Source organism: Streptomyces sp. HUAS TT11, from assembly GCF_051553595.1.
Taxonomy (GTDB): Bacteria; Actinomycetota; Actinomycetes; order Streptomycetales; family Streptomycetaceae; genus Streptomyces.
The window spans coordinates 3,241,675-3,254,855 of record NZ_CP196184.1 but is presented as its reverse complement, the minus strand read 5'-3'; the positions used below and the strand labels follow the sequence as shown (position 1 = coordinate 3,254,855).

The following is a 13,181-nucleotide window of genomic DNA, read 5'->3' as shown; positions in this document are numbered from 1 at the left end:
GGACGTATTCTCTGTGCACGGTTTGGGAGCAGCCCCTGTTCACCGGTGGGCGACCTCCCCGGATCAGTGCAGAATCCTGGCGCGACGTGCCTGGAAGGCGAGCCTGTCGCGGTGATCCGGGTGTGCGATCGCGATCAGGGCGGAGGCCCGCTGGGAGATGCTGCGTCCGCTCAGCTCGGCCACGCCGTACTCGGTGACGACATGGTCGACGGTGTTCTTCAAGGTGGTGACCGGGCTCGCGTCGCCGAGTTCGACGTTGATGCGACTGGTGCCGTCGCTGGTGGCGGCATGGGTGACCAGGAATGCCTGCCCCCCTGAGGAGTACAGCGCTCCACGCGAGAAGTCCGCCTGGCCCCCCGAGCCGGACCAGTAGCGACCCGCGATGGTCTCGCTCGCGGCCTGACCCATGAGGTCGACCTCGCTCGTGGCATTGATCGCAACCATGTTGGCTTCGTTGCCCACGACACGCGGGTCGTTGACCCAGTCCACGGGCATCATGGACACCGAGGCGTTGCTGTCGAGCCAGTCGAAGAAGCGGCGCGTCCCGATGCAGAAGCTGGCGACGTGCTTGTTGCGATGCTGCTTCTTGCGCGTGCCGGTGATGACGCCCTGTTCCACCAGGTTCATCACCCCGTCCGACATCGCTTCGGTATGGACGCCGAGATGACGGTGATCTGCCAGCGCAGCCAGCAGGGCATTGGGGATCCGGCCGACGCCGACCTGCAGGCACGACCCGTCACGTATGCGTTCAGCGACGAGTTCCGCGATGCGCCGGTCGCGCTCGTCGGGTACCGCCGGTACCGTCTCCTCGAGCGCGTAGTCGGCACGGCACCAGCCTGCGACCTGGCTGATGTGGACCTGGTTCTGCCCGAACGTGCGCGGCATGCGCGGGCTCGCCTCGAGGAAGAACGGCACCTCGCCGATGAACGACGAAACGTAGTCGGCATTCGTGCCCAGGCTGAAGTACCCGTGTTTGTCAGGGAGGCTGGACGCGGCCAACACCAAGCTGTGCCGGGTGTGCTTCCTCAGCAGCCTCGGCACCTCGCTGAAGTGCGCCGGCACGAGCTCGCACAGGCCGTTCCAGTAGGCGTGCCTGTCGCCCGGGCCCAGGAAGTAGCTGACATGCGTCAGACGGCCAGGAAACTTGCCCACGATGTAGGGACGTTCCACCGACGGATCCATCTGGTGAATCCGCACGTCCTTGAACTGTTCGGCGTGCCGTTCCAGTGCGTCGATGACCGTGTGGGGCTCGCCGTGGTGGATGGGGACGATCAGGTCCGCTCCGTCGTCGACCAAGCTGAGGACGTCGTCAGCGGTTCCGGGCCGCTCCACGCTTGCCCATGCGTCCCCGGTCATGGCTTGTCCCCCTCGGCCGAGAATGCCAAGACCCTCTCGGCGAGTTGAAGACGGGGCTTGTCGACCATCTCGCCGTCCACGCGCACAGCGGCCCCGTCAGCTTTCCCGGCGGCCTCCACGGCGCGCCGGGCCCAGGCCACTGTCTCCGGGGAGTAACCGAAGGCCTCATTCACGGGGGTGGTCTGGCGGGGGTGGATGCACATTTTGCCCGCGAAGCCGAGTCGGCGGGCCCGCCCTGCGTCACGACCGGCCGCCGCCGGATCGTCCAATTCGGTGGTGACACCGTCGATCGGGCCGGGCAGCCCCGCGGCGCGCGAGGCGATCACAAGCGCGGAGCGGGCGTACAGGAGAGTGGTGTCGTCTGTTTCCGCATCGATGTCGAGGCCGAAGTCGAGGTTGCCGAAAGCCAGCCGGATGGAGCACTCCGCAGCAGCGATCTCGCCGGCGTTCTGCACTCCCGACGCGGTCTCCACCAGGGCGACGATCGGGATCTGCGGGCCGAGGAGCGCGGCTGCAGCGGCCACGTCATCGGCCGAGCCGGTCTTCGGCAGGATCACGCCCAGAGGTGGGCGGCAGTCTCGCAGGGCTGCCAGATCGTCCTTGTACCAAGGGGCGTCGGCGCCGTTCACCCGCACGAATATCGCGGAGGAGGCTGCAAGTTCGACGACGTTGTCGCGTGCCGCTGTCTTGTGCTGGGGAGCGACCGCGTCCTCCAGGTCGACGATGACGGCATCAGCATCGCTGTTCAGGGCGTTCGCGAACCGCTCCGGCCGGTCTCCCGGCACGAACAACCACGACCGGGAGAGCACTCCCCGTTCATGAGCGGATGTGGTGCTGTGCGGAAGAGCGCTCATGCCCCCTCCTCCAGTCCGGCAGCGCGCCGCGAACGGTCGTCCCAAACGGGCTCGGCGGCAACAAATCTCGGGCCATGACCACGTCGGTACACCATCAGAGTGCGCTCGAAGGTGATGACGATCTTGCCGCTCTCCGTATAACCGACCGTGCGCACGGTCACAATGCCTATCTCGGGGTGAGACGCTGAATCCCGGATCGCCAGGACCTTCGACTGGGAATACACCGTTTCGCCCTCGAAGAGCGGATTGGGCATCCGCACCCTGTCCCAACCCAAGTTGGCCATCACGTGCTGGGACACGTCCACGACGCTCTGGCCCGTGACGAGCGCCAAGGTGAAGGTCGAGTCGACGAGCGGCTTGCCGAACGGCGTCTGCGCCGCATAGTGATGGTCGAAGTGGAGTGGCGCGGTGTTCTGCGTCAACATGGTCAGCCAGCTGTTGTCGGTGGAGAGAACCGTTCGCCCCAACGGATGGCGGTAGACGTCACCCACTTTGAAGTCCTCGAAATAGCGGCCCGTCCAGCTGACCGTCGCCTCGTCGTCGGGCGCCGGTTCGGTCGTGTCGGGGAGTCCCATGGCTATCTCCTCGTTCCTGGTAGCCATCGTGGAACGCCCGGCTTCATGCGTCCGATGAGCGTTTTGCGCTCGGCTCATGCATCCGACACATAAGGCTGCGGGCGGCGTCGGTCCCATCGGCCGGAGATGACGAACTCGGCGAACCTCGCGGACATCGGCGCAGCGGGCCGGCCTTCAGCCAGGTCGAGCCGATGACGCGGTGTGCACGACCGTCCCGAAGCGGGATGCGGGCGACCTCGGGGTCAGCACGGTTCGGGAGTGGTGACGGCACGATCGCAACGCCGAAGTCGGTGGCCGCCAGACTTTCCACCGAGACGATCTCTGTGCTCTCGAACACAATCCAAGGTTGCCCATCCGCCGCGCGGCACGGTTCATCCATCAGCCGGCACAACCCGAACCCGGGCTGCACAGCGACAAAGGGCTCGGCTTTCGCCTCTCCCCACGCCAGGCTCCGGCGACTGGCCGGCGCACGGGTCCGCGGGACGGCCAGGCAGAGCTGCTCACGCGCAAGAATGTGCCACGAGAATTCGGCCGGACAGGGCGAGGACCGGTTGCCGCGACGTCAGCGTGTTGGTCTTGTAACACCTCAAGAGTCTCGTGGCCTGCCGCCTGACGCAATTCGAACCGTACCGCTGGAGCCTCTGCCCGATAGCCCTTGAGTACTTGCGGAACCAGCCAGGTCGCGGCCGAGTGAAGAAACGCCGGGCGAGCGAGCCCGAGCGCGGGATCGTTGAGGGCGGTGCTGCGCTCGCTCGCCGCCGTCAGTTCCGGTGCGCGACGTCACGCGTGGGTCAGGAGAGGGGCATCCGCTGGAGAGGCCGCCCGGGAGCTGCCGCTTTGACCTGCGGGGGAGGTGTACGGGCCGCTTGATCTTGTCCGGCTCACCCGCCCCTCACACGAGCACACTTGGCATTCGCCAGGGCCGTCACGCGCCGCCTGCGGCTCGGCGCCGTAGGCGGTGATGCATCAGCCCCGCCGCGCACAGCACGAGGAGAGGTACGGTCCACCACGGGATACCGATCCACACGGCCGGCAGCCCCACCCCGAAGCAGGCAACGGCAGAGATGATGAGCAGTTGCGCGCCGTACGGATTCCAGGTGAAGGGCTCATAGTCGCGGGGTCTGACAAGGCGGACCGAGCCGAACACAAATGCCTCAACTGCGACGAGCGCGGCGAGCATGCCGACGGCGGCGTTCATCTGAAGCTCGTCACGGGGCGCCTCGGAACTGTTCTGCCGTACCCCGTCCTTGCTGAGCACCACGATGTCGCGGTGCCAGACGGTGGCCGTGACCCGGTCACCCGGCTTCAGCCGCTCGAGGAGCGGTCCAGGGTTACCGAACCGAACGACTCCACGCCAGGAGTCCGCACCCTTCAGGGTCGCTTCGTACTTGGAAGGCTTCCCGGACTTGTCGACCGTCGTCACGACGGTGAAATGCCAGGTGCTCAGGCAGCCTCTCGCTGCCTGAGCCGTTGCATGAGCAGGACATGGCTCGGCTGCCTGGTAGTCCCGGTACCGCTCCCTGTCAGAGGGCAACCACGTAGCGAACACGAGGTAGCTGAGCACCGCCGGTATCAGGGACGACAGAATCAGCAGCACGCCCATGAACCGCGCCCGCCCCGGCGGTCGAAGGCCGGCATCTTCCTTGCTCGGCGGTCTGCCCGCGCTATGAGCCCTCGCTCTTGCTGTCGTCATCGCCCGCCCCCTCGACCCCAACGTCCATCAGCCAGAGACCAAGGTTGCACGGCAGCCTGTGAGGGGTTCGCGGAAGGGTTTGCGCTTCCGTATCCCGGCAGAACCAGCTCGAGGGGCGGGCGCGCAGGGTGAGGACTGTCTCTGCCGGTGCGACTGGTCAACCCTGCCCGAGAGCGGGACCGCTCCCTGGGCAAGGGGCCCGGTGCTCACGTGCAGGAAGGCAGGCTCCAAGACCCCGTCCAGGGACTGCCGCGCAAAGACGAAGACCCCGGCTTCGGCGTTTCCGCTGGTGACGGGTCTTTGGATACCTCACAACGGGTGCCCCGGGCGGGATTCGAACCTGCGCACACGGTTCCGGAGGCCGCTTGATTCCTCAGCATCTGACCTGGTCAGAGCTATTCAGAGACGGCCACCACCTTCCCGCGTCCTCGGATAGTCCACGGTCGACCGCAGTTGCTTGGAGCGGGGCAACGAGGCCAGGCTCGCACGATGCTGGTTCCCTCGTGTGCGCCTCTCAGCTCTGAGGGAGCCGATCCGGATTTCAGAGGTCAGTAGCCAAGTTCGGCGAGGAGCTCCGCAGTTCCTGGCCCGGGGCCCTTAGCGCGGATGTTATTTTTGATGACGGCTGGAATGAGGTTGAAATCCAACTCCAGACTGGCCAGGATGTACACGTCTCCGGAATTGACCTTCTTGCTTTCCACTCGCAAGCCGAGCTCGCGGAGTTCGCGGGTACGTCGTTCCGCGTGTACCGAGTCAGCAGTGACGACGCGCAAATAGTCTGCCGTGACCGGTTCCCCAAGGTGTTGGACCAAGACAGTGAACAACTGTTCGTGGACTCGTGACCCATATGGCACCGTCAGGTACCTTGAGTCGATGCGGTCCCCGTAGCGACGCCTGAGCTCCTCTTCCAGATTAGATCTCATTTCATGAAAAGGCTCGTATCTTTCCGGCAGGCCGGCGCGAAGCAGCGCCTGAGTGGACTCGGCGAGGAGTCTCTTAGCGTAGAGGTAGGCGTCAAGTATGCCCTGTTCGGTAGCCTCGGAATTCTCAAGCTGCTCAAGAAGTACATGTACGGCATGAGTTGTGGCGGGGCGCAGGCGATGCCAGTCAGAATGCGAATCTATCGTGGCTGGCATTAGGAGTCTCCCTTGATGGTGCGGCGGATGTCGGGTGTAGGTGGATAGCGGAGGATTTGGACATCCTCGTCAGCGTCCTGAACTTCTCTCAGATCCCCTAGCCATTCCCGGAGGAATGTGGCCCCTTGCTTGTCTTCGGCATTGGCGCGCATGAACGTGACCTTGTTGCCCATCTGCACGCGTGGTTCGTGCTGCTTGTTTGAGCGTGAGGTAAGCGAGTCCTGTAGTTCGAGTCCGGCAGCGAAACGGCGGATATCAGAGACGAAGTCCAACACGATGACGCGGTCTTTTCCTGGCGCCAGGCGCAGGCCACGGCCCAGCTGCTGCACAAAGATGCGCCGACTGTGAGTAACGCGCTGAAAGACAACGATATTGACATCCGGTACGTCAACACCCTCGTTTAGGATATCGACGGCGCATAGCACACCAGTCCGACCGTCTGCGAAATCCCAGAGGGTTCGTGCTCGAGTTGCAGCGTCGACGGCCTTTCCGTTGGATGTCTTGGAGGCTATGGCTCCTGCGCGCGTAAAACCGAGAGCATTGATGCGCGCGCTCATCCGTTCGGCGTGATCGACGGTGCCACAAAATACGATCCCGCGAGGGCGCGCCTGTTCCCGCCACACCTCCGCCAGGCGCTCGACGACGGCATCGTCCCACTCTTCGATAAATAGGGTGCGGTTGATACCGCGGGGGGTGAGGCTGCGATCTGTCGTACTGCCGGGAGTGGCTGCTGCAAGTCCGTGGGCTAGGGCGTCCCAGTCGATATTGTCGGTGAACATCCGGTAGTCGACATTCGCAAGGTATCCCTCGCGAAGACCACGCACCATGTCGAGGTCAACTACAGGGTAGTCGAACCACCTATGTAGGCCTTGACCATCAGGCCGCCACGGAGTAGCAGTCATCCCGACTAGGAACGCACCGCCGTCAGCCGCAGAAAGCTCGCCCAACACCGCGGCATAGTTGCCGGTGCCGAGGTGGTGACATTCGTCGACGATCACAAGACTAAAATGCGGCAACTCCCGGCCAGAGTTGACAGCAGAGGCGACGGAGTCAACGCAAGCGAAGACCACATCAAGGTCAGCCAAAGCTTCGTGGTCAGGACGCTCGTTGCCATTCCATACACCAGTCGCAATTTCAGGGGGGAGCATCGGCCAGAAGGACCGCTCCAACTGGTAGACCAGCTCATTGCGGTGTGCGAGGACGAGGGTTTTAGCCCGCGGGCGGGTAGCGGTGAAGCGGCGATAAAACTCGGCTGCGACGAAGGTTTTCCCCAGGCCGGTGGCGAGTACCACCAAGCTGCTGCGGGCACCGTTAAGGAGTTCGCCCATCATCTGGTCCACTGCTTGGACCTGGTATGAGCGGAGCGCAAAGCGATCTAGGTCGCGCTGGGACAGCGGTTGCGCCGGCAGGAGGGAAGCTTGCCGCTCAAGGGCTGCCCGGTCCCACAACTGCAGCGGTATGCCACGGGCTTGAAGGTCACGCTGCTGAGTCCGGGCAGCCTGGTCGAACCCGGAAAGGCTGACGACTACGGGAATCTGGGCGTCGTAACGGCGACATGCGGCTACCGTTTCTGCTATGACCGATGGCCCTACGGCACGACGCCACCGTTTGGCCTGGAACAGCCAGCGCTTGCCGTTGAGCGTGCCGGTTACGTCCGCGCCCCCATCCCCAGAGGCGCCTGCGAGCTGGACACCCTGGTAGCCCCGGGCGATGAGCAGGCGTTGAACAGTGCGCTCGAATGCCTGCCATCCGGTTCCAGAGAGGTTCAGGTCGGTGACAATGCGCTGGCGGCTCATGCGAGCTTGTCGCTGAGGAATTCGACGGCTGCTCGAGCACGGGTGACAATGAGTGCTTCGGGCTGCTCGTAGCGCAGGTAGGAGGCGGCGTCTTCCATACATCGAAGATAGGTGAGGCGGAGATTTTCCCGCAATTTGGCAGCGACGACTTCGCCGAATTCTTCCCGCGGCCAAGGCTGGCCCCACACTCGTTTATCGAACCAGCCCTGCGGGTGGCGGGCGAAGAAGCCTGCAAGCGTCTCCCGATCGCAGTACGCTAGGTAGCCGCCTGTCTCGCGCAAGGCGTTTAGCTCCGTAAGGTCTACTCCCGATTCGATCAGTGATTCTGCCATCGCCCGCTGCTGAGATTCATCGAGTTCAGAATAGAAATCAGCAGCACCTGGCACATGGAGTACCTTCTCGGTAATGTCCGCGAAGAGCCGCTTGATGTCGCCGCGAACCGCGTCTGCATCCTCGGCGACGCTATCTCCCCAGCCTTCTCGGAGTACCAACGCTGTTATGGTGGCGATGGTATGGCCAGGCCTTCCCCGAAGGTTACTGTGCAGAGCGTGAAGGAACTGTGCAACCTCGGCCGCGATGAGGAATTCTGAGCGCAAACCCAGCCCAGTGAATGCCGTATGGTCCAGATCGACGAATACGGTGATTCGCGTAATCGTGTTATCCACCACTAGCGGTACCGGATCGGCCCCCGGGGATGGAATGATCTTGCGATGGACGGCACGCACAACGACCTTCAGTGGAGCGCTGAAGGTGCCGTCTGCGAGGCGAATCGACAGACTCTCTGCAGAGAGTTCTGGTCGATCCTCTGCCGCAGCCGCAAGCGACTCTGGACTCGCCGGGTGCGGTGCTCCCTTGACGCTGCCGCAGGTCGTACAAGCTGCGTCATCGGCGCCGTTAGCCTGGTCGCAGAACCGGCATGACCAGGGCATTGTGATCTTCGGGAGTTGCGACTTGCCGCAGGTAGGACAGGTTGTTGCTGATTTCGCTAGAACAGCACCACACCCATCAGCGACGCACTGCTTGCCGTCGAGGATCTCACCGCACCCAGTACACGACTCGGCCCCATTGGGATTCTGGAAGCCACACGTGCGGCACTCGGGGAGTTGCTCCAGCGGCGGCTGGTTGGCGGTCTCCACCAGTTCCCACCATTTAGCGTCATCGTAGTAGCCCGGGGTTTTGCGCAGGAACTCGCGGTAGTATTCCTGCTCGACTTCGCGGGAGATGCGATCCGCTTTCCCCTTAGTCCGATTGAACGTTCCCATGTACATGTCGCCGCGCCCGATGTTGCGGACTCGCCGGTAGCCCTGGAATAGCCGAGAGACGGGCGTAAGATTGATCTCTTCGTCTTTCCACTTAGATGGCAAGAGCGAACCACCGCGCAGGAATTGCATCGCAGTTTCCCACTCGGTGGTTGCCTGCTGGAAGTTTTGCTTCTGGAAATCTACGGGAACCTGGTCGAGATGCACCTCGCCAACAATCCGCCCGTATTGTGCGTCCACCGGATATTCCAACTCGGATCTTCCGGAGAGTTCGTCGGTGTGGTAGAAGAAAGCAGCCCGCTCGCCGGTGCGGATGCACCTACCATTGCGGATCAGGTCGATGCCGAAGGAGTCTTTACTGTCGAAGCGCTGAATGCCCACCCAGCCACGGATTCGCTGGACGATCTCCCTGCTTTCGCTGCGCTCGCAGCGGGGACACTTTGATGCATCACCGAACTCTGCCCCATCGTGAAGGCAGCGGCGCGAACGGTCTACGACTTGGTCGAAGGTGATCTTTGCAGGGATGCGTCCGTGATCACGGTGCTCGACGAACCGTTCTTCGGACCAAACGCAGTGCTCAAATGATTCACACCGATCCTTATTGACGGTGATTGCGAGTTGGCGCGGCGAGTCGGAGCGCAGCAGGGTTGCGTAGCGGCGGCCGATGCGCTCGCGCAGAGCCTTCTTTGGGATCTTCGCTAGGTCAAGGATGAAACCGCTGTTCGCATCTCCGGAAGGCCACCAGCCTCGGATTTCAATGACAGTACCGTGCTGCAGCTCAGGGGGCTTTGGGATCTGTCGAGCCTCGACCTCAAATGTGCCCGTACTAAGCAACTTCGGCAGGTCCAGTATCACTTCGATGGCGTAGTCGTTCTCCGCCCGCGCCGAAATGACCTTGGTTGTTCGGCCGAGTTTGCCGGTGGCGATGTTGAAGCCCATGCCGAAGAGACCCAGAGTGTCAAAGTGGTTCTTATCTGAGTAGCCGGCCCGCATGGCGTTGGCGATGTGCTCCTCGGTGAGGCCCGGACCAGTGTCTCTGATACGGATCTGGCCCTCGCCGCGGTTGATCTCGGCTGGTCCGGGAATCTCGAGGATGATCTGGCGAACAGCGATGGGTCGCCCATCTGATTCGGCAGCGCGAAACGAGTCAATCGCGTTGTCGATCAACTCACTTATGGCGTCAAGCGGGGTGATTGGCGTCCTAGTGAGAGCGACGAGCACCTGCGTAGTCGGCGAGATATCAAGCAGTTTGTGCGAGTTGGTCAACGTGCCTGCTCCGTTCTGGTTAGTTGACCCAAAGACTACTTATCCTTGCGCTCATCAGAGTGGCGCTCTATATAGCCGTCCGGCTTCTGAGGAGCAGAGGTTGCATCGAGCTGCCGTGCTGCTATACGGAGCAGAGTGACCCTGTCGGCTTCGGGGGTCCGGGAGATGACGTGGAACATCCATGGCGCGATCCACGAACTCGTCCGATAGGGCCACTCGCCCTGTTGGAGTAGGCTCCCAGGCTCCCAGTACGGAGCAGGTGGTAGCTCTCCCAGGTGGGCTGCAGCCAGATCGATCAGAGGTTCCTCAGTCTCAGCTTCCCGGAGGCCTAGTTCAGCGGTAGCGTCGATCAGCCACCACCAGAAGGGCCAGTGGGGAGGCTTGCTCCGAGTGCTGCGAATCGCTTGGGTCGACAGGCGGGCTCCGTAACAGGCGGCGCTCAGAAGCCTTGGCGGCGGTTCCACCGCACTGGCGTTGGCCTCATGGATGAGGTTTCTCTCGTCCGCGGCGGGTTCTTCAAGCTCAGGGACCGGCTGTACTGCTGCCCGGGCAATCTCCTCGGTCGTAGCGACTGCAATCTCTACGTCGAGGAATCGACTGATCCCTTCGAAGAAGTCTTGAGGCGTCTCAATCCGCAGACTCGCTCCTGCGCTCCTCTGCATCTCGTTGACGAGCAGTGGCCAGGGACGCTCGCGGCGACCGTGTTCGGGCGGCTGATACCAGTCATCCTTCGTGTCGGCAGAAACGAGGAGGACCCGCCGCGGATCTGGCAGTGTCCGCACATGGTCGAGGATTTCTTCCCACAGGAGGTAGTCGCCGGCCGAAGCCATGGGAGTGGGCTTGTTGGAGTCCGCGAACCCTGGCGGGATGTGGTTTGGGAACCGGTGTGTGAGCGCGTGTTCCGTTCGTATCCGTGCGACCTCGTCGCTGGGCTGGGCGCCAATGCGGTCCCCATACAGGTGTGCGACGAGATCGATCACGGGGTCGGCGCCATCGACGCTGCTCGGCATGATGTCTTGGTCATTTTTGAGCGCACTGATCCGGGTGAGGAGTGCGTCGGCCCACTCCTGCTGAGCTGCCGAGACAGCGGCGTCGCCCAGCAGCTCATCTAGTTCGGTGAGGGCGTCGGGGTCGTTGCCGTACCTCGTAAGCATGTTCTGAACGTGGCGTTTTGCTGCAGCGATAGCGCTCCTAGCCTCGCCGAACTTCTTGTTGACGGTCGCCGAGGCTTCTGTTAGTGCTTTTATGCGGGCGTTGATGACGCGATGCCTACCGCTAACAAACTCAAGGCCAACTTGATGGGGCATCCACAGGCGCGGTGCGACCTTCTCCAGAGCTGTAGCGACTTGAGCGCGCGCGAGTGCAGTGAACTCGTACAGATTAAAAAGGACATTTGTGTCGAGCACTACTATCGCAGACGTAAAGTAATCTTTTCGTCCCGCGTCGTCGAGCGCGTACGGTCCCGCGAGCCACGCTCCATAGCGACGGACGAACGGCGATTCTTCATCCCCCACGCGGTATCCCCATCCCCCGGCAAGAACTGCAGTACATGCTGGCGTGCACGAGGGGTTCGGGTCAAACGGTAAGAGGACAGCAGGTCGTGTAGATCCATCGCGAGGTCTGTCAATGCCTACCAGGCGTCCTGCGCCTTGGTCGATCGTCCATTGAAGTCCGGCGCCGACCCGTGCTGTTGGTGCTTGTCGGAGTCAGTCGCCGTACGTTGTCTCGCAGTCCTGCCGCATTAGTTTGGAAGATCGCGTGTGTCGACGCTGCTGGACCTGGCAAGGTGTTGACCTGTAGCTATCTGGTCCGGGCGCCGTGACTTCCCGCTGTCCTCCGTCTCGCGCCCTTGGGCTGGGCACTTAGGGGGCACATGAAGCTCTCTGCTGCTCTCTGAGAGTTTGCCCCTACCGGCCCGGCGCCAGACTCCTCGGCCCTCACGTGAGCGCGTGGGGGCTCGGCACCGATGGCTCCCCTCATTCCTCTACCCAGTCGTCCGGTACCGCGCGGATGAAGGCCACCAGATCAGGTTCCTGAGGAGGTATGCGCGCGGGATGGCGTGCAGCGAGGACCGAGTAGTAGCGGGCCACTCGTCCTCGAAGCTCCTCGCCCCGGGCTTCTATCGCGACCACAGTAAGACCTACATGCCCCGGCTCCCTGCAAGCACGGAGGGGGCGTCCACGGCCGTCATAGCCCTCTACGAGCTTGGCCAAATCTCGCCCATGCGGTGACCTGATCGGGTTACATCGACGGAACCGCCATTGATGTCAGACACCGACCGGAGGATTGACGGGGTTTGCTGATCTACCTGCCTCACGATTCTGTCAGCCAAGTCCATGAAGTTCGCGATCGATGGTGCTTCCACCACTAGGAGGCACTCACCTCGCTCACTGCCGTCGTCGAAGCCACACCCTGTCTGCTGTACCAACGGTGCCAGCCACTGAACGGTGGAGCGCTCAGCCGCGAAGAAGATGACTGGTCGATCCGACCATGAAGAGTCAGAACAGTGACTTCGGCAGCTCGCAGCAGTGAAGCACCCAATTGACGTGAGAGCGTAAGTCAGACCAGCGACGCCAAGTTCGAGCGCTCCGAGGCTCGTTCCGTCCTCATCACCCGCGGCAACTACCTCCATGATCTCGCTGTCCGGATGCTGTGCAGCGAAGCCAGACGGCAAGTACTCCGCTTCCCTCGTCTCAAGAGCCTTGGCAACGGCCTCGAACTCGGCATGGTTCGTGCTTGCCTGGTCCGCGAGGCTCAGGAGGTGCCCTTCCTCTTTGAGCATGGCGACAGCTTCCTCGTGACTCACATGACCCACGGCCCAAACGTCCCGGAAGAAGCCATACCCTTCTTCATCAAACGCGCCCTCGACTGGCAGTCCAAGTATCAAATCCGTTGGAAGCGAAGGATCGACGTCAAGGTCGATAACCGGGATCACGGGCGGCTCCTGCTCGTTCGGGGGCCTGAACAACACCGTACTTTCCCCTCCCGCAGCAACCCCAGACCTTCCCCAGCTCCCATCCCGTCTGCCGTCGACCCACACACCGTGGAGCGGGCGTGGTTCAGGGCGTCAAGGTGGAGCGCGCTACTGTACGAACGACCTTGACGCCCTGGGCCGCGCCTGCTCGGCTCTGCCTGGGTCGACGGCAGACGGGATGAGAGCACCCCACGCACGCCATTTACGGGCCGGTGGTCGCGTACGGTCCCCCGCCATCTCGGAGCCTGAGCGCCCCCGCCGGAGGCTGGCTG

Annotated in this window: 9 protein-coding genes and 1 pseudogene; all 10 read right to left on the bottom strand. The window is 62.8% G+C overall.

From position 1 onward, the window contains the following. Positions 1–63 precede the first annotated feature (63 nt). Positions 64–1,356 carry an acetyl-CoA hydrolase/transferase family protein gene (locus ACSHXN_RS14500; RefSeq protein WP_355133480.1) on the bottom strand — a complete coding sequence of 431 codons (1,293 nt, stop codon included), beginning with the start codon at positions 1,354–1,356 and terminating at the stop codon, positions 64–66. Beyond that, complete coding sequence (locus ACSHXN_RS14495) at positions 1,353–2,210, bottom strand: HpcH/HpaI aldolase/citrate lyase family protein (protein WP_438303212.1); 858 nt, start codon at positions 2,208–2,210, stop codon at positions 1,353–1,355. The genes ACSHXN_RS14500 and ACSHXN_RS14495 overlap by 4 nt, the downstream gene beginning before the upstream one ends. Continuing rightward, entirely contained in the window at positions 2,207–2,785 is a 579-nt protein-coding gene (locus tag ACSHXN_RS14490) for a MaoC family dehydratase (protein WP_355133484.1), read from the bottom strand. The genes ACSHXN_RS14495 and ACSHXN_RS14490 overlap by 4 nt, the downstream gene beginning before the upstream one ends. A gap of 43 nt (positions 2,786–2,828) precedes the next feature. Then, positions 2,829–3,550 (bottom strand): annotated as a pseudogene (locus ACSHXN_RS14485) (LysR substrate-binding domain-containing protein). 160 nt (positions 3,551–3,710) lie between these two features. Further along, entirely contained in the window at positions 3,711–4,388 is a 678-nt protein-coding gene (locus ACSHXN_RS14480; RefSeq protein WP_438303211.1) for a hypothetical protein, read from the bottom strand. Between the two features lie 638 nt (positions 4,389–5,026). Beyond that, the gene (locus ACSHXN_RS14475; protein WP_438303210.1) at positions 5,027–5,614 is read right to left on the bottom strand and encodes a hypothetical protein; all 588 of its coding nucleotides are present in this window, start codon (positions 5,612–5,614) and stop codon (positions 5,027–5,029) included. After that, positions 5,614–7,410: a DEAD/DEAH box helicase family protein gene (locus ACSHXN_RS14470; protein WP_438303209.1), complete on the bottom strand. Its 1,797-nt coding sequence runs from the start codon at positions 7,408–7,410 to the stop codon at positions 5,614–5,616. Before ACSHXN_RS14470 ends, ACSHXN_RS14475 begins: the two co-directional genes overlap by 1 nt. Continuing rightward, the gene (locus tag ACSHXN_RS14465; RefSeq protein WP_438303208.1) at positions 7,407–9,935 is read right to left on the bottom strand and encodes an ATP-binding protein; all 2,529 of its coding nucleotides are present in this window, start codon (positions 9,933–9,935) and stop codon (positions 7,407–7,409) included. The genes ACSHXN_RS14470 and ACSHXN_RS14465 overlap by 4 nt, the downstream gene beginning before the upstream one ends. A 35-nt stretch (positions 9,936–9,970) precedes the next feature. Continuing rightward, on the bottom strand, positions 9,971–11,449 hold the full coding sequence (locus ACSHXN_RS14460) for a PIN-like domain-containing protein (protein WP_438303207.1): 1,479 nt from the start codon (positions 11,447–11,449) through the stop codon (positions 9,971–9,973). A 683-nt stretch (positions 11,450–12,132) separates the two neighbouring features. Further along, entirely contained in the window at positions 12,133–12,870 is a 738-nt protein-coding gene (locus ACSHXN_RS14455) for a hypothetical protein (protein WP_438303206.1), read from the bottom strand. Positions 12,871–13,181: the final 311 nt, after the last annotated feature.

What these genes read in the sequence shown, in the direction of transcription:
- ACSHXN_RS14495 (WP_438303212.1), bottom strand. Translation starts at nt 2,210, where the DNA reads ATGAGCGCTCTTCCGCACAGCACCACATCCGCTCATGAACGGGGAGTG.
- ACSHXN_RS14480 (WP_438303211.1), bottom strand. Translation starts at nt 4,388, where the DNA reads ATGGGCGTGCTGCTGATTCTGTCGTCCCTGATACCGGCGGTGCTCAGC.
- ACSHXN_RS14470 (WP_438303209.1), bottom strand. Translation starts at nt 7,410, where the DNA reads ATGAGCCGCCAGCGCATTGTCACCGACCTGAACCTCTCTGGAACCGGA.
- ACSHXN_RS14500 (WP_355133480.1), bottom strand. Translation starts at nt 1,356, where the DNA reads ATGACCGGGGACGCATGGGCAAGCGTGGAGCGGCCCGGAACCGCTGAC.
- ACSHXN_RS14475 (WP_438303210.1), bottom strand. Translation starts at nt 5,614, where the DNA reads ATGCCAGCCACGATAGATTCGCATTCTGACTGGCATCGCCTGCGCCCC.
- ACSHXN_RS14490 (WP_355133484.1), bottom strand. Translation starts at nt 2,785, where the DNA reads ATGGGACTCCCCGACACGACCGAACCGGCGCCCGACGACGAGGCGACG.